This window comes from Pontibacter sp. HSC-14F20, assembly GCF_019599265.1.
Lineage (GTDB): Bacteria > Bacteroidota > Bacteroidia > Cytophagales > Hymenobacteraceae > Pontibacter.
In genome coordinates this window covers 110,785-127,221 of sequence record NZ_JAHZTC010000015.1, presented here as the reverse complement: position 1 = coordinate 127,221, position 16,437 = coordinate 110,785, and the positions used below count along the sequence as shown (strand labels likewise).

Here is a 16,437-nt window from a genome sequence, read left to right as displayed (position 1 = left end):
ATGCCGGCCTGCTGGATCAGCTGACGGCTTTTTTCAGCCCGAGAGCCACTATTTTCCAGCTGGCCGCCTGAAGACCAAAAGCAACCGGATAAACGCAAAGAGGGCGCCCTTTCCGGACGCCCTCTTTACATTATTAGAAAACAGGATAAATTACTAGTCTACATTATCATGCAGAAAACGGTTGTCGCCCAGTATCTCGTTGTCATCATTCAGGTTGAAACGGGATATGTTGCGCTCAGAAGAATGTGCTACTGAATCAAGTGCCACATTGCGGCGCAGGTATGCAGGTACATCCATCTTTTCTTTCATTGCTTCGCTTGTGGTCATATCGGCGCTCAGCATTTTCAAGCGCTCGCGGCGCTCAATGGCTTTTTGTCTCATCAGCTCGCGCTCTGCTTCCACGCGTTTTGCCTCGCGTGTAGCATAGTCCTCTTGCTGTGGGGCACCAAAACCGTTCGTGTACTCTTGTGTTGCAGAACCTTCCAGGTTAAATACGCGGCGTTGTGGTTGCTGCTGTTGAGGCGCCTGCGGCTGTTGGTATTGCTGCTGCTGTGGGGCCTGCGGCTGAACTGGCTGTTGCGGCTCCTCTACCATTGGGCGGCGAATCTCGAACTGCTGCTGCACAGGTTGCTGCGGCTGTGGCGTTACCACAGGTGCTACTACCGGCTCTGGCACAAAGTTCACCATCTTAGGCTGCTCTGGCTTGGCTTGCTCAGCTACCTCAATTTTTTTTTGACTTTCCAGGTCAAACACCGTTTTTTTTGGCTCAATAATCGCCTCAGCAGTGCTGGCAAAACCAGTGGCGATTACCGTCACACGGATGCTCTGCCCCAGTGAAGAGTCGATGCCGTGACCGAAAATAACTTCTGCTTCCTGGCCGGCTTTGTCCTGAATATATTCTGTGATCTCAGTCAGTTCATCCATTTCCAGTTCAGCCTGGTCACCAGACATGATAGAAAGAAGGATTTTCTGAGCACCATGGATATCGGTGTTGTTAAGCAATGGAGAAGAAAGCGCTTCTTCAGCGGCACGGAGCGCACGCCCCTCCCCTTCTGTCGTTGCAGAACCCATCACTGCAGCTCCAGAATCTTTCATAACCGTTTTCACGTCTTCGAAGTCGACGTTAATTTCGGCTGTTACGGTAATGATTTCAGCAATAGATTTAGCGGCTGTGGTCAGCACGTTGTCAGCTTTCGCGAAAGCCTCACGGATCGCCAGGTTACCAAACATCTCACGCAGCTTGTCGTTGAGGATAACAAGGATCGTGTCGCAGTTTTCGCTAAGTTCTTTGATACCGTTTTCTGCGGCAATCTTTTTCTTTCGGCCTTCGAAAGCAAACGGCGCCGTCACGATACCTACTGTCAGAATGCCCAGTTCTTTAGCAACTTTAGCAATAACAGGCGCTGCACCAGTACCTGTACCACCACCCATACCAGCCGTGATAAATACCATTTTGGTATCGTTGCTGAGTAACTCACGAATTTCCTCCTTACTTTCAAGGGCGGCGTGTTTTCCTTTTTCAGGGTTGGCTCCGGCTCCCAGACCTTCGGTCAGGTTCAGGCCAATCTGAAGTCTGTTAGGTACGCTGCTGCTTTTCAAGGCTTGCATATCCGTGTTGCAAATCACGAATTCTACATCCTTGATGCCTTGGCCGTACATGAAGTTCACCGCGTTGCTACCTCCGCCCCCGACGCCAATCACCTTGATGATGGACTTACCGCTAGACGGCAGGTCAAAACTGTACATTGATGTCATACTAAAATCTCCTGCTATTATGGGTTTCTAATAATTATGCTTCTAACTAATCGATATCGTCGGACAAAAGACCTTTGATTCTGTCGAGAAATCCTTTGCTGCTGCTGTTTTCTTTGGCAGCTGTTTTGGTTACTACTTTATTGTATACTTCCTGCTGCTGCACTTCCACATGCTTCTCTTCGCGCTGGTCAAGCGACTGATAACCAGCCAGTACAAGGCCAACACCCGTTGCGTGCATCGGGCTCTTCACCGCATCGATCTTGGACTTACCCAGGTGCTCGTTCGGATAGCCAATGCGGGTATCCATACCTGTGATGTACTCCACCAGTTGCACCAAGTTCTGGAGCTGAGCGCCGCCACCGGTGATCACTATACCTGCTGCCAGGCTGTTGCTATACCCTGAACGAACAATTTCTGAGTAGATCAGTTCCACGATCTCTTCCATTCTCGCCTCAATAATGTAGGCCAGGTTCTTTAGAGAAATTTCCTTCGGTGTACGGTCGCGCAGGCCCGGGATCGAAACGATCTCATTATCAGAAGCTTCGTCGGCGATTGCCTTGCCAAACTTCACTTTCAACTGCTCGGCCTGGTTCTGCATTACCATGCAACCCTGCTTAATGTCGGACGTGATAATATTGCCCCCGAAAGGAAGAACTGCGGTATGGCGGATAATATTGTCTTTGAAGATAGCCAGATCAGTTGTGCCACCGCCAATGTCAACCAGTGCCACGCCTGCTTCCTTCTCCTCATCGCTCAGTACCGACATGCTCGAAGCAAGCGGTTCCAGAATCAGGTTATCAATCTCCAGTCCGGCACGGGCGATGCATTTGTTGATGTTGCTGATCGCATTTGACTGCGCAGTGATGATATGGAAGTTGCCTTCCAAACGCACACCTGAGTAACCTACCGGATCTGTTATACCTTCTTCGTAGTCAACTTTGTATTCCTGCGGCATCACATGGATGATCTCACTCCCTGGAGGCGTCACCAAACGGTACATGTCGTTTGTCAGACGGTTTACATCTTCTATTGTAATTTCATCGTCGGTCAACTGCCGGGTGATGCTGCCATTGTGCTGCAGGCTTTTGATGTGCTGCCCGGCAATACCCACGTTCACTACCTTGATGTTGATGCTCGCCTGATCTTCGGCCTGCTGAACTGCTTTTCTGATCGCTTCCACGGTTTTGTCGATATTGCTGACAATACCGCGTACCACGCCTTCCGAGGTGGCTTTGCCCATCCCAAGAATTTCCAGCTTCCCATACTCATTCTTCCGACCAACAAGTGCGCAAACTTTGGTTGTGCCGATGTCCAAGCCTACTACAATTTTGTCGTTCTGCATATGCTGTATATGTTATTCACAAATTATCTGATCTTCGTACTCCACATTGACTCTCTTATATTTATCCCAGCCCATCACGGGCAGCACTTCCTTATAAAAGACCATCAACTTCTTAAACTTTTGATCCATCTCATTTGGTTCTCCAAACTCAATGGTGTGCTCTCCTACCTGCGGCAGAAAAGAAACTTTGCCCTTTTCATCGATATGCATCTGGGCTAACTGGGCTTTCCAGAACTGATCGGTTTCAATGAAACGGAGCAAGGAAAGGTAGGCCTGGCCTGTAGAATCCTGGAAGAAATCCCGGCCGAACGGTCTGCCGGACTGGGTTTTCGTAATGGGTATCACACGAGCGGTGTATCTTTCGGAAAGGGGCAGCATATTACCCTCTGCATCGATGTAGACATCCTGATCTGGTCGTATAATTCTAGCTATAGGCCTGTTTTGTTTTATGCTTACTTGTATGTTTCCATCCAACCCTTTAAAAACCTCCGCTTCCTTTACAAAACTATGTGCTTCGATGCGCTTTTCAAGGTTTTTCAGGTCGATCTGCTGGTTTGGTAAACCTTCTAATTTTCGCTCACCTTCACGGGTCAGGAGGTCTCTTACTTCCTCTTCCCCAATAAAGTAATTGTTGTACTCATTATCAATATTTATTGACACTTTCTCACACTTTTTTTCATTTTGGCGAGAAGAAGCAAATCCTGCAAGTGCGGCTATGGTGACAACGCTACAACATGCAAAAATTAAAGATTTTATTTTACTATTCAAGCCCATATCAGTTATTTTCTAAAATATTTTTTATAGGCTTCACTAACGTATCAATATCTCCGGCTCCCACTGTCGCCAGCACCTCAAAATCAGCGTTTTCGGCTAAATAAGCCGCCACGTTCTCTTTGTGCAAAAGTCTTTTTTTAGGACCATTTACTAGACCTAAAATCATTTCTGAAGTCACGCCTTCAATTGGCTTTTCCCGTGCCGGGTATATATCCAGCAGTATCAGTTCGTCGGCCGCACTCAGACTCTGTGCAAATTCGGCTGCAAAGTCGAGGGTACGGCTGAACAAATGCGGTTGAAACACCACTGTCAGCTTTTTAGCTGGGTAAATGGCACGCAAAGATGTCATAAATGCATCAATCTCTTTGGGGTGATGCGCATAGTCGTCAACGTATACCTTGCCCTGCCCTTCGTACACAATTTCAAAACGACGCTTCACGCCTCTGTAAGTCGCCATCGCCTCCCGCAGTTTGTCTTCTGACACACCCATGATCTGACCAGCTATAAGGGCGGCCAGTGCATTCTCTACATTGTGATATCCGGGCAAAGCCAACTTCAGACGGGCTATGTTACCGAAGGGTATTACAGCGTCAAAACAAAAGCTGTAGCCCTGTATCTCAAGCTGTTGCACATGGCTTTCGCCTTCATTCAAACTATAACGGATTACACTTACGCCGTCCTGCACTTTTTCAAGTAATTGCGGATCGGTGGCGCTGTGCAAAATCAGGTAACCGCCGGGCTTCACTTGGCTGATGAACTTCTGAAAAGTCCGGATCATCTCCTCTTTATCACCATAGATATCGAGGTGATCGGGGTCAGCCGACGTCACGATAGCGATGTCTGGGTATAGCGTCAGGAAAGAGCGGTCATACTCGTCGGCTTCCACCACAATCGTCTCTTTCTCAGCCGTTCCTTTACCGATCAACAAGTTCGAGTTGAGGTTGGTGGCTATACCTCCCAGGAAAGCAGAACAATCCACGCCGCCCTCATGCAGCAAATGCGTCACAATGGAGGAAGTGGTCGTTTTGCCATGTGTACCGGCCACTGCCACGGTATAGGCCGAAGCGGTAATAATGCCCAGCACCTCCGAGCGTTTTTTGATGGTATAGCCCTGCTCCTTCAGGTAAGCCCATTCGGTATGATCGGCAGGTATAGCCGGCGTAAGCACAACCAAAGTAGTTTCCTTGTTCTCCAGTATTTTGTGTGGCAACAGGTTCACATCATCTTCATAATGCACCCGAATACCCTCCTGCTCCAGCGCCCCGGTGAGTGGAGTGCGCGTTTTATCGTAACCCCATACCGGAAGGTCCCGGGCATTGAACCAGCGGGCGATGGCACTCATGCCGATGCCGCCGATGCCAAGGAAATAGATATAGCTATAATCTTCCAGTCTCACTTGATCAACTTTAACAGTTCGTTTACAATATCAACAGCGGCATTTGGCCGCGCCAGTTTCAGTATGTTCTGCGACAGACGATGTTGCTCTGCCTCATTTCCTGCCAGCTTCAATGCAGCAGGTATAAGCTCTTGCTGTGCATTTACATCACGTACCAACAGGGCAGCCTGCTCCTGCACCAGCGACATGGCATTTTTAGTCTGATGGTCTTCAGCCACATTCGGCGAAGGCACCAGTATGCTTGGTTTTCCGGCCAGGCAAAGTTCTGAAATCGAAAGCGCTCCGGCTCTGGACACCACCACATCGGCAGCGGCATAGGCCAGATCCATCTGCCGGATGAAATCGAAAGCGCGTATACCTTCGTTGGTAAACGGCTTCTCCAGTTCCTGCGCCTGCAGATAAAATGCTCTGCCCGTCTGCCAGATCAGTTGATAACCAGCCTCTGCGACCTGCTGCAAACCTGCGGCTATACTTTGGTTTATTGTTCTGGCACCCAGGCTTCCGCCTATTACCAGTATAGTTTTCTTTTCGGAGGTCAGTCCGAAGTGCAGCAAGGCCTCGCGGCGTTTGCCATCGAGCTCCATGATGTCTTTTCGAACCGGGTTGCCTGTCAGCACTAGCTTTTCAGCCGGGAAGAAGGCATCCATGTTGTTATAAGCCACGCAAATCTTCTGCACCCGCTTCGCCAACAGCCTGTTGGTTATACCTGCATAAGAGTTCTGCTCCTGCACAAGCGCCGGTATCTTTTTAGCGGTGGCAGCATACAAAAGCGGCCCGCTTGCATATCCTCCCACGCCCACCACAGCATCGGGTTTGAAATCGCGGATGATCTTATGCGACATCCGGATACTGGAGATCACTTTCCAGGGGAAAGAGAGGTTGTCCAGTGTGAGGCGACGCTGCAATCCGCTGATCCAGAGACCCACAATCTTATACCCCGCTTCCGGCACGCGTGTCATTTCCATACGCCCGATTGCTCCCACAAACAATATCTCCGCATCAGGGTGCACCACCTTGATCTGGTTGGCAATGGCAATGGCCGGGTAAATATGCCCGCCGGTGCCGCCACCACTGATGATGAAACGATATGGACGCTGCGGATCAGGCATTTGCCGTCACTTTAGCGGTTGAACCCAATGTCTCTTCGGCCTTCACTGTGCGGCTCACACTCAGGATGATCCCGATGGAGATACCCGTAAAAATCAAAGATGTACCACCCATACTCAGGAGTGGCAACGGCAAACCCGTAATCGGACCCAGCCCAACGGCTACGCCCATGTTGATCATACCTTGCAAGACCAGGCTGAAACTCAGACCGGCTGCCAGCAAACCGCCGAAGGCACCGTTACTTTTCGTGACTGTAACAAGACCGCGGTAGAGCAAAGCCAGGTATAGGAAGAGCACTAACACACCTCCCATCAAACCATACTCTTCCAGAATGATCGCATAGATAAAATCCGAATATGGGTGCGGCAGAATATCGCGCTGGTCGCTGTTGCCGGGGCCCTTGCCCACCACGCCGCCAGTTGCGATCGCGATATAAGATTGCTCCAGCTGGAAAGCTGTTTCTGATTCGTCAAAGAAGGCTTCAACCCGACTGACTGCAGTACCCAGACGCTGACCGGCTGCCAGGCCAACACCACCCAACATAGCACCTGCTATTACAAAAACTGCCAGTGATTTCATCGGCACGCGTCCGATGAACATCAGTAAGAGGCTGGTCAGGAAAAGCAATACCGCTGTCGATGTGTTCGTCAGGGCGATTAGTGCACAGATAAAAGCGGTCCAAGCGAAGATCGGCAACAAGTTACGCTTCCAGTCATCCAGATGGTTCTGCTTCTTGGAAAGCATACTGGCCAGGTATGAGATCAGGGCCAGTTTCGCTAAATCCGAAGGCTGGAAAGTCTGGTTGATCACCGGAATGGTAATCCAGCGCGATGCCTCGTTGATGTTCGAACCGAAGAAGAAGGTATAGAGCAATAGTGGCACGGCCAGAATAAGGGCCACCAGTGATAATCGGGAATAATAGCGGTAATCGATCTTGTGTGCCAGCCACATGAAGGCCAGACCAATAAAGATCAGCGAAGAATGTTTGAAAAGGAAGTACTCGGTATTACCGTCTTTTTGCTTGTACGCCAGGGTACCGGTAGCCGAATACACGACTGCCATACTGATAAGCGAGAACATCAGCACGATGCCCCAAAGCACTGCGTCCCCTTTCAGGTTTCGCTGTAACCACTGCTTGATCATATTACCTTTGGCTAAAAATTAAAAACTTACTTTTTCAAAACTATCTTTTCTACGGCCTCCCGGAAGCGCTGCCCCCGGTGCTCGTAATTGTTGAACAAATCGAAACTGGCGCAAGCCGGTGACAACAGCACCACATCGCCCGGCGTCGACAACAGGCGGGCCATTCGCACGGCATATTCCATCGAAGTTGTCTCCACCACTACCGGTACAATGCGCCCAAATGCCTCCTTTAGCTTGTCGTTATCTTTGCCCAGACAAACCAGCACTTTCACTTTCTCTTTGGCCAGCCCGGTCAATACACTGTAGTCATTGCCTTTGTCCACGCCGCCTGCAATCCAGATGATCGGCTGCTTTATACCTTCCAGAGCATAATAAACGGCTTCTACGTTGGTTGCTTTCGAGTCATTGATGTAGGTAACTTCCCTCGACACCGTGATCACCTGCAAGCGGTGCTCGGCGTTCTCAAAGTTTTCCAGCCCCTTTTCAATCCGGCTGTCTTCTATACCCAGCAGCTTGGCGACCGTCACGGCAGCCATGGTATTGTACTGGTTGTGCTTGCCGATCAGGGCAGAGCGCGAAGCATCGATATCGCCTTCGAAAAACTTCACCTTTACTTTAACATGCGTCCCTTCACATAGTACTTTCGCACCTGTCGCTGCTTGGAGCGAGAATGGGATTGTGGTTCCGCCAAAAGCCGCAGAATCGAACGCATTACGGATAGTATCATCATCGTTGTTGTAGATAAAATAGTCCGCGCCGCTCATGTTCTGCGCAATGCGCAACTTTGATGCAGCGTACTTGTTTAGGTCATAGCCATACCTGTCTAAGTGGTCTGGCGTAATATTTAACAGTACTCCAATATGTGCTTTGAACTGGTACATGTTGTCGAGTTGAAAACTGCTCAGCTCGACCACGTAGTACTCGTGTTTGTTGTCAATCACTTTCTCGGCCAGACTCTCACCGATGTTACCGGCCAGTCCCACGTTTATACCTGCGTTCTTGAGCAAGTGGTAAGTCAGCAAGGTAGTCGTGGTCTTGCCGTTGGTGCCCGTGATGCAGATGAACTTCGCATCGGTATACCTGCCAGCAAACTCGATCTCCGATATCACCGGAATCCCCTTTTTGATCGCTTCCTGAATAATGGCCGCCTTCTCAGGTATACCCGGGCTTTTAATGATCTCGGTCGATTCCAGAATACGCTCGAAGGTATGGGTACCTTCTTCGTAAGGTATAGCCGCTGTTGCTAACTTGGCTTTGTATACCTCTTTGATCTGCCCCATGTCGGACACGAACACATCAAGCCCCTTCGCTTTGGCCAGCAATGCTGCCCCAACGCCACTTTCTCCCGCTCCGAGTATCGCTAGTTTCATCGTTCCTATCGCAGTTTCAGGGTTGCCAATGTCAAAATCGCCAGCATGATGCCCACAATCCAGAAGCGCGAGACGATCTTGGATTCGTGGTAGCCGTTTTTCTGGTAATGGTGGTGCAGCGGCGACATCTTAAAGATGCGCCGGCCTTCACCGTATTTCTTCTTTGTATACTTGAAGTAGCTCACCTGCAGCATCACCGATAGGTTCTCGATCAGGAAAATGCCACACAGGATAGGTATAAGCAATTCTTTGCGCACGATCAGAGCCATCACCGCAATGATACCGCCAATGGCCAGACTACCTGTGTCGCCCATAAACACTTGGGCCGGATACGAGTTATACCACAGGAAACCCACACAGGCTCCCACAAAGGCCAGTGCGAAAATGGTCAGCTCACCTGAGTTCGGGATGAACATGATGTCCAGATAGTCCGCAAAAATGGTGTTACCGGATACCCATGCAAAAATCGCCAGCGTGAGACCGATAATAGCCGATGTTCCAGCTGCCAAACCGTCGATGCCGTCAGTAATATTAGCGCCATTGGACACCGCCGTGATCACCAGAATCACAAACGGGATGTACAGGTAGCACGACCAGTCAGAAAAAAGCGGACCGGCAAATGAAAACAGATTGCAGTAATCGAGCTCGTTATTTTTGCGGAAAGGAATGGTTGTGATCATGGATTTGATGTCTACCCATTTGCTCGTGGCGTTCACGGCGGAGGTAGAGCCATCGGTGAAAATGTACTGTCTTACGACAACATCGTCACTAAAGTATAGGGTCAAACCCACAATAATTCCTAAGCCAATCTGACCCAGTACCTTAAATTTTCCGGCCAGTCCTTCTTTGTTCTTTTTGAACACTTTGATGTAGTCATCCAGAAAGCCGATCAGCCCTAGCCAAACCGTCGAAACGATCATCAGGAGCACGTAAATATTATCCAGACGGGCAAAGAGAAGCGTTGGTACCAAAATAGCCAACAGGATGATCAGACCACCCATGGTCGGGGTGCCTTTCTTCTCCATCTGGCCTTCCAGACCAAGGTCGCGAATGCTCTCACCTACTTGTTTGCGCTGCAGCATTTTGATCAAGCGGCCGCCAAAAATCATCGCAATCAGTAGTGAGGTAAGCGTTGCCATACCTGCCCTGAACGAGATGTATTGAAATACACCCGCCCCCAAAAGGTCGTATTCACGGTCAAGGTATGTAAAGAGGTGGTAAAGCATTTATTCAGTAATCGTTTCCTTTGACTTCTTTAAGTTTGTCTTATTTACCAAGCTGTTGCAGGGCTTCCTGCAGCACTTGTTTATCGTCGAATGGGTATTTCACACCCTTTATCTCCTGGTAAGTCTCATGCCCTTTGCCCGCAACCAGAATGATGTCCTCTTTGCCAGCCAGCATGCAAGCCGTGCGAATGGCCTCTCTCCTGTCCAGCACGCTCAGCGTCTTCTTGAAGTCGAGCGGCTTCACCCCTTTCTGCATGTCTTCCAGTATGGCTTGCGGCTCTTCGAAACGCGGGTTATCCGACGTCAAAATCACCTTGTCGCTCAGGCGGCAGGCAATGTCGGCCATCACCGGGCGCTTCGTTGCGTCGCGGTTACCACCACAGCCAACTACTGTTATCACCGTTTGCAGTGGCGTACGGATCTGCTGAATGGTGTTCAGTACATTCTCCAGCGCGTCTGGTGTGTGAGCATAGTCCACTATACCTGTTATTTGCTCCGTCTCCGACACAATGTAATCGAAGCGCCCCGCTGCCGTATTCAGACTCGATAGCACGGTGAGGGCTTCTACAGGATCTTCATTAAGCAACACCGCCACCCCGTATGCACCAAGCAAATTGTAGGCATTGAATGCTCCGATCAACTTCGCCCAGATCTCGTGTCCGTCTATTTCCAGGTGCAAGCCCTGCAGTGTGTTGTCGATCAGGCGAGCCTTGAAATCAGTGATTTTACGCAGCGAGAAGTAACGCACGTCGGCTTTGGTGTTCTGCACCATCACCGGGCCCCGCTTGTCGTCTGCATTGATCAGCGCAAAAGCCCCTGCTGGCAGCATATCAAAGAAAGATTTCTTGGCTTTGATGTACTCGTCGAAGGTGCCGTGGTAGTCGAGGTGGTCGTGGGTGATGTTGGTGAACACGCCGCCGGCAAAAGCTATACCTGCCACACGCTGCTGCACCATGGCATGCGAACTCACTTCCATAAAAGCGTAAGCACAACCGGCTTTCACCATCTTGTCCAGCAAGGCATTCAGCGACACAGCATCTGGTGTGGTATGCGTGGAAGGTATAATCTCCTCGTCGACCTGGTTTTGTACCGTGGAGATCATACCCACATGATAACCAAGTTCGCGGAACAGCTTGTGCAGCAAGGTCACCGAAGTAGTTTTGCCGTTGGTGCCTGTTACGCCCACCAGTTTCAGTTTGCGGGAAGGATGGCCGTAAAGCGCAGAAGCCATCAAGCCTAAGGCCTGACCGCTATTTTTTACTTGGATATAAGTAACACCTTCGGCCAGTTCTGCCGGTAATTTTTCGCAAACAATTGCAACAGCTTTCTCATCCGCAGCTTTCGCCATGAAGTCATGGCCATCTACCTGCACCCCGCGCATGGCCACAAACAGCACCCCTTCACGTACCTGGCGCGAGTCGAACGTGATCGACTCGACCTGCACGTTCAGCGGGCCGTGGCTCTCCAGCACGGTTACGTCTTTCAATATGTCCTGGAGTAGCTGCATTAGCTCAGTACAATTGTAATTTTAGTCTCTTTATTAATTTCAGTGCCTGCCTGCACCGATTGCTTCACCACACGCTTGCCTATACCTTCCACATTCACTTTCAGGTGCTGGTTGCCCAGGATGAACAGCGCATCGCGCAGTGTCATACCGGTTACATCGGGCACCTGCCCGCCCCTTACCGGGTGCGGCTCAAACTTCAGCGAGCGCATTTGCGGCGTTACGCGCACCCACTCATCGTCATTAGTAGCGGTGGAGTGGTTGCTGACACCGATCTTGTTGAGGATCAGGCTCAGGTCGTCGAAGCTGCCGGCTTTCACTTGTGGCAGGCTTTCTTTGTTCGGCACCACACGGGCGCGCAGCGGCTGGTGCATGGCCAGGTCGCGGGCGTAGGCTTTATCAGCCACCTCTTTAAACACCGGAGCGGCCACATCGCCGCCGTATACATTCACCCCTCTCGGACTGTCGATAATCACAATACAGCTGTACTTCGGGTTGTCGGCCGGAAAATAACCGGCAAATGAAGTTGAGTACAGTCTTACATACTTCCCATCTTTCACCTTGCGGGCAGTTCCGGTTTTGCCGGCCACTTTATAGTCGGCGTTGCGTAAATTTTTGGCGGTACCGTTCTGCACCACACCCTCCAGCATTGTCCGTACTTTTTTGATGGTTTCTTCCGATGCAATCCGCTCGTTCAGCACGCGCGTCTGAAAGGTCTGCACCACCTGATCGGCCCGGCGAATCTCTTTCACGATAATCGGCTGCACCTTCACGCCATTGTTGGCCACAGCATTATAAAGGGCCAGCGTCTGCAGCGGGGCCAGCTTCATTTCGTAACCAATCGACATGGAGGTAAGGGATGTACCATACCATGTTTTATCACTTGTATCTTTGATGTAAGGTCTTGCTTCGCCGTCCATCTGGAAACCCAGTGTGCTGCTCAATCCGAACTTGTGCAGGTAGTCTACAAAAGCCTGCTGATTATCGCCGAAGTTATCCTGAATCAGTTTTGCTATACCTATGTTAGATGATTTCTCAAACACCTCCTGCGTCGTTAGTTTACCGTACCCGCCTATTTTTACGTCGGTCATGGTCGTATTCTTGATGCGGTAACGGCCGTCGCCCGTGTCCACCGTGTCAGTCAGTTCTACATCGGAATGCTCAAACAATGCCAGCATTGAAGCCAGTTTAAAGGTAGACCCAGGCTCCGTACGTCCTTGGTTACCAACGGCATAGTTATAGTCTTCGATGTAACCTCCTTTGGTTTTCCCCAGGTTGGCCATCGCTTTGATTTCACCTGTTTTCACCTCCATCAGGATCACGCAACCGTAGTCGGCATTCTTTTCTACCAGCGCCTTGTACAGCGCATTCTCCGCCACATCCTGCAAGTTGATGTCGATGGTCGTTTTGATATCGTACCCGTTTTGCGGGGCCACTTCCGTACCGTCGTAGATTGGTTTGTTGCCGCCTGCTATACGCTCAAAAAGGGCCTCCCCATCGGTGCCCGCCAACTCGCCGTTATAGCTATATTCCAAGCCGGCGCCATTCTTATCTTCGTTAATAAACCCGATCGTCCGCTCTGCCAGCATTCCGAAAGGTTTGAAGCGCTTTTCGACTTTCTCGAAAATCACCCCGCCTTTGTTCTTGCCCGCCCGGAAGATCGGCCAGCTTGCCATCATCTTCTTCTCCTGGTAGTTGATCTGGCGGCTGTTCAGTCTTATATACCTTCTGCCGGCATGCCGTGCATTCTTGATCTTGCGACGGTAATACTCCGGCGACTGGTCTTTGTAGAAACGCGACAGCATCATAGCCAGCGAATCTATACCTGTGTTAAAGGTCTCTGCCTGGGCAATAGCCGGGTCAAAAGCCACGCGGTAAAACGGCAGCGACGTGGCCAATATGCTCTCGTTGTCGGAGTAGATATTGCCACGGGTAGCCGGCACCGGCTGGTAACGAATGCGACGCTCCTTCGATATCTGCTTCCACTTGGTGCCGTCCAGCACCTGTATCTGCACAATTTTGTACACGATAGCACATGCAAACAGACAGACCAGCAAAAACACGATCCGAACACGCAGTACGATGGATTTCTTAATATTCATCTTCCGCAACTTCTACTTGATAAGGTGGAGATGAACTTTCAACCAGGCCCAGCGGTGCCACGTTGCGCGCCACTTCAGACTGCTTGCTGGCGCCCATATAATCTGACTTCAGGGTGGTATAGTCCGCCCGTAAGTCTTCTGTCTCTACTTTGATCTTGGCAATTTTGCGGATTGTCTTTTCGGCGTAGTGGGTGTTGCCGATGTAGAAGAGTGTTATACCTGTCAGGAAAAGTACGTGCGGCAGGTACTTGGTCGGCACGCCTTCCTGAAACAGAAAATCAACATTGGTGTACTTGTCCAGCCACTTGAACAGGCTGAACCCCTTCTTTCTGGCCTTCACCTCCGGCTTCACCTTCTCCTCCCGCTTCACGCGCAGCGTGTTGCCCTTGGGTGCGGCAGCTGTCTTAGTCATAAGGTTAGGAGCCATAGTTAGGTTTAGGTTACTTCGCTGTTGTTAATCTATTTCTGCATTCGCTATCTCTTCTCTGCGATTCTTAGTTTGGCGCTGCGTGAGCGGCTGTTCTCTAGCAATTCCTGGTCGGAAGCTGTGATCGGTTTGCGGCTGACGGCGTCGAGAGGTTTTTTCTCGTTACCGAACAGGTCTTTCTCCACCTCCCCGAAGAATTTGCCCTTGCCTATGAAGTTCTTCACCAGCCGGTCTTCAAGTGAGTGGTAAGACATCACCACCAGTCGTCCGCCGGGTTTGAGCACTTCGGCCGCCTGCTCCAGCATTTCCTCGAGCGCCTTCAGCTCGTCGTTTACTTCGATGCGAAGCGCCTGAAACACTTGCGCCAGGTATTTATTCTCCTTCCCGCGCGGGGTGCAGGAGCTGATGGCTAGTTTAAACTCGCCAATCGTTTCAATCGGCTTGCGGGCGCGTTGCGACACAATCACGCCGGCCAGTGTTTTGGCGTTTTTCACTTCGCCGTAGATCCCGAAGATCTTGTGCAGTTGTTCCTGGCTGTAGGTGTTTACCACCTCACTTGCCGGTATACCTGACTCCGGGTCCATGCGCATGTCCAGCGGACCATCGAAGCGGGTCGAGAATCCGCGCTCAGCTTCGTCAAACTGGTGCGACGACACCCCCAGGTCAGCCAGAATGCCGTCTACTTCTTTCACTTTGTAGAGGCGCAGGTACTTTTTCAGATCCCGAAAGTTGGCTCGCACAAACGTAAAGGCCGGGCTGTCGATCTTCTTCGACTGTTCCTCCGCGTCGCGGTCCTGATCAAACGAGTAAAGCTGACCGGTTGTCAGCTTGCTGGCGATTACCTTTGAGTGACCGCCGCCGCCAAATGTCACATCCACATACACGCCGTCTGGTTTAATTTCCAGCGCGTCGATGCATTCCTGCAGCATGACTGGTCTGTGGTATTCCATTATAGCATAGGCTCTGCAGCCGGTTTATCGCCTAAAAACTTCTCGGCCAGTTGCGAGAAACTCTGCTGGTCCTTGATCAGGAAATCTTCATACCTGTCCGGATTCCAGATCTCAACACGGTTACCCAAACCCACCACAATCGCCTCTTTCTCCAGATCGGCAAAGCGGGCCATGGTGCGGGGCACGATGAAACGGCCGGTGCCGTCCAGCTCAATCTCTGTGTTGCCACGGAAGAAATTGCGCTGAAACTGGCGGTACTCCTCATTAAACTCGTTCAGACCCGCCACCTTGTCGTAAATCGTCTTCCACTCCGATTTCGGGTAGAGCACGAGGCAAGGTTCAAAGCCCCTTGTCAGCACGACATGATTGCCCGACGCCTCCGGCAAGTTGGTTTTTATCTTTGCAGGTAAAACCAACCTTCCCTTCGGATCAATCTTGCATTCGTATTCGCCAGACAGGAAGTTCATGTATATGACAGTTGAGTCCGTATAGTTTTCGGAGTATACAAATGTAACGAAACAACAAAAGCTCGCAACCACAATCTCCCACTTTTTACCACTTTGTGGATAAATTATGGTTATCCACCCCACTTATCCACATTATCCACATTTTGGACCTGCATTTTGCGGATAAGTTTATTTGCAGAAAATATCACCTTTTACTAATATACGAGAGTCAATATATTGCAATTATTTGAACATCAGTGATTTACACCATAAACACGGAACAGTAAGCGTCTCCTGCAGCCTGTTTTCGGCAAAAGTGGGACAAAGTGGAGAATGTGGGACAAAGTGGGGCACCATCCCGCGAGTGGATAAAGTTTGTGGTAAAAGTGGGAGGAATATCCGTATATTTGTGCTGTGAATGAGACCATCCGCCATACGGTTACATTGCTGCTGACGCTGAGCATTTTGCTGGGCTCTTTTGGCGTGGCCCTGAGTGAGCAACTGTGCCTGATGACTGGCCTGCGAACGCCAGCCTCCCAGGAGGCAATGGATGGCTGCTGTGAAAAACCGGATTCGCAGGAGCATGATGAACAGCAAACCGACGAAGACGACTGCTGCACGACAGAATTGTCTTTCGAAAAACTGGAACCGGTCTCTTCGATCAAAACACTCTCGCTTGAGGTTCCGGTATTTTTTGCTTTAGCATTCACACCACTTTTTAACACCTGGTCCCCGACTGTTGCCACCGACCAGCGCATTCTCACCTATTCCGACAGTTCTCCCCCTCTCTATGGCATTCAGCTGCTCCATCGGCTGCATATGCTTATCGTTTAGTCTTTGCTGCAACCTACGGCGTTGGTGCTATACCTGCATGCTCAAGATTTAAACGAATAAG

Annotated in this window: 14 protein-coding genes; 1 reads left to right on the top strand and 13 read right to left on the bottom strand. The window is 50.4% G+C overall.

Features of this window, described 5'->3' with window-relative positions; genetic code table 11:
• Positions 1-153 precede the first annotated feature (153 nt).
• Genes ftsZ through mraZ form a run of 13 tightly spaced genes read right to left on the bottom strand, consistent with a single transcriptional unit; the run spans position 154 to position 15,563 of the window.
• On the bottom strand, positions 154-1,755 hold the full coding sequence (gene ftsZ / locus K3G39_RS14985) for a cell division protein FtsZ (RefSeq protein WP_220626979.1): 1,602 nt from the start codon (positions 1,753-1,755) through the stop codon (positions 154-156).
• A 46-nt stretch (positions 1,756-1,801) separates the two neighbouring features.
• Positions 1,802-3,097: a cell division protein FtsA gene (gene ftsA / locus K3G39_RS14980; RefSeq protein WP_220626978.1), complete on the bottom strand. Its 1,296-nt coding sequence runs from the start codon at positions 3,095-3,097 to the stop codon at positions 1,802-1,804.
• A 12-nt stretch (positions 3,098-3,109) separates the two neighbouring features.
• On the bottom strand, positions 3,110-3,871 hold the full coding sequence (locus tag K3G39_RS14975) for a cell division protein FtsQ/DivIB (RefSeq protein WP_220626977.1): 762 nt from the start codon (positions 3,869-3,871) through the stop codon (positions 3,110-3,112).
• A gap of 1 nt (position 3,872) precedes the next feature.
• A complete protein-coding gene (murC, locus tag K3G39_RS14970; RefSeq protein WP_220626976.1) occupies positions 3,873-5,267 on the bottom strand; it encodes a UDP-N-acetylmuramate--L-alanine ligase in 1,395 nt (464 codons plus the stop codon).
• Positions 5,264-6,376, bottom strand: a complete 1,113-nt coding sequence (murG, locus tag K3G39_RS14965) for an undecaprenyldiphospho-muramoylpentapeptide beta-N-acetylglucosaminyltransferase (RefSeq protein ID WP_220626975.1) — start codon at positions 6,374-6,376, stop codon at positions 5,264-5,266. Before murG ends, murC begins: the two co-directional genes overlap by 4 nt.
• Positions 6,369-7,517: an FtsW/RodA/SpoVE family cell cycle protein gene (locus K3G39_RS14960; RefSeq protein WP_220626974.1), complete on the bottom strand. Its 1,149-nt coding sequence runs from the start codon at positions 7,515-7,517 to the stop codon at positions 6,369-6,371. Before K3G39_RS14960 ends, murG begins: the two co-directional genes overlap by 8 nt.
• A gap of 26 nt (positions 7,518-7,543) precedes the next feature.
• Complete coding sequence (gene murD, locus K3G39_RS14955) at positions 7,544-8,887, bottom strand: UDP-N-acetylmuramoyl-L-alanine--D-glutamate ligase (RefSeq protein WP_220626973.1); 1,344 nt, start codon at positions 8,885-8,887, stop codon at positions 7,544-7,546.
• Positions 8,888-8,892: 5 nt separating this feature from the next.
• Positions 8,893-10,113, bottom strand: coding sequence for a phospho-N-acetylmuramoyl-pentapeptide-transferase (mraY, locus tag K3G39_RS14950; protein WP_220626972.1), 1,221 nt, complete (start codon positions 10,111-10,113; stop codon positions 8,893-8,895).
• Between the two features lie 40 nt (positions 10,114-10,153).
• Complete coding sequence (locus K3G39_RS14945; RefSeq protein WP_220626971.1) at positions 10,154-11,620, bottom strand: UDP-N-acetylmuramoyl-L-alanyl-D-glutamate--2,6-diaminopimelate ligase; 1,467 nt, start codon at positions 11,618-11,620, stop codon at positions 10,154-10,156.
• On the bottom strand, positions 11,620-13,719 hold the full coding sequence (locus K3G39_RS14940) for a penicillin-binding protein (protein ID WP_220626970.1): 2,100 nt from the start codon (positions 13,717-13,719) through the stop codon (positions 11,620-11,622). Before K3G39_RS14940 ends, K3G39_RS14945 begins: the two co-directional genes overlap by 1 nt.
• Complete coding sequence (locus K3G39_RS14935) at positions 13,709-14,146, bottom strand: FtsL-like putative cell division protein (RefSeq protein WP_220626969.1); 438 nt, start codon at positions 14,144-14,146, stop codon at positions 13,709-13,711. Before K3G39_RS14935 ends, K3G39_RS14940 begins: the two co-directional genes overlap by 11 nt.
• Positions 14,147-14,193: 47 nt before the next feature.
• Positions 14,194-15,096, bottom strand: a complete 903-nt coding sequence (gene rsmH, locus K3G39_RS14930) for a 16S rRNA (cytosine(1402)-N(4))-methyltransferase RsmH (RefSeq protein ID WP_220626968.1) — start codon at positions 15,094-15,096, stop codon at positions 14,194-14,196.
• Positions 15,096-15,563: a division/cell wall cluster transcriptional repressor MraZ gene (mraZ, locus tag K3G39_RS14925; protein ID WP_220626967.1), complete on the bottom strand. Its 468-nt coding sequence runs from the start codon at positions 15,561-15,563 to the stop codon at positions 15,096-15,098. Before mraZ ends, rsmH begins: the two co-directional genes overlap by 1 nt.
• A 393-nt stretch (positions 15,564-15,956) precedes the next feature.
• Here mraZ and K3G39_RS14920 point away from each other — a divergent pair, with 393 nt between their 5' ends.
• Positions 15,957-16,376 carry a hypothetical protein gene (locus K3G39_RS14920; protein WP_370627266.1) on the top strand — a complete coding sequence of 140 codons (420 nt, stop codon included), beginning with the start codon at positions 15,957-15,959 and terminating at the stop codon, positions 16,374-16,376.
• Positions 16,377-16,437: the final 61 nt, after the last annotated feature.

What these genes read in the sequence shown, in the direction of transcription:
- ftsZ (WP_220626979.1), bottom strand. Translation starts at nt 1,755, where the DNA reads ATGACATCAATGTACAGTTTTGACCTGCCGTCTAGCGGTAAGTCCATC.
- ftsA (WP_220626978.1), bottom strand. Translation starts at nt 3,097, where the DNA reads ATGCAGAACGACAAAATTGTAGTAGGCTTGGACATCGGCACAACCAAA.
- K3G39_RS14975 (WP_220626977.1), bottom strand. Translation starts at nt 3,871, where the DNA reads ATGGGCTTGAATAGTAAAATAAAATCTTTAATTTTTGCATGTTGTAGC.
- murG (WP_220626975.1), bottom strand. Translation starts at nt 6,376, where the DNA reads ATGCCTGATCCGCAGCGTCCATATCGTTTCATCATCAGTGGTGGCGGC.
- K3G39_RS14960 (WP_220626974.1), bottom strand. Translation starts at nt 7,517, where the DNA reads ATGATCAAGCAGTGGTTACAGCGAAACCTGAAAGGGGACGCAGTGCTT.
- murD (WP_220626973.1), bottom strand. Translation starts at nt 8,887, where the DNA reads ATGAAACTAGCGATACTCGGAGCGGGAGAAAGTGGCGTTGGGGCAGCA.
- mraY (WP_220626972.1), bottom strand. Translation starts at nt 10,113, where the DNA reads ATGCTTTACCACCTCTTTACATACCTTGACCGTGAATACGACCTTTTG.
- K3G39_RS14945 (WP_220626971.1), bottom strand. Translation starts at nt 11,620, where the DNA reads ATGCAGCTACTCCAGGACATATTGAAAGACGTAACCGTGCTGGAGAGC.
- K3G39_RS14940 (WP_220626970.1), bottom strand. Translation starts at nt 13,719, where the DNA reads ATGAATATTAAGAAATCCATCGTACTGCGTGTTCGGATCGTGTTTTTG.
- K3G39_RS14935 (WP_220626969.1), bottom strand. Translation starts at nt 14,146, where the DNA reads ATGGCTCCTAACCTTATGACTAAGACAGCTGCCGCACCCAAGGGCAAC.
- rsmH (WP_220626968.1), bottom strand. Translation starts at nt 15,096, where the DNA reads ATGGAATACCACAGACCAGTCATGCTGCAGGAATGCATCGACGCGCTG.
- mraZ (WP_220626967.1), bottom strand. Translation starts at nt 15,563, where the DNA reads ATGAACTTCCTGTCTGGCGAATACGAATGCAAGATTGATCCGAAGGGA.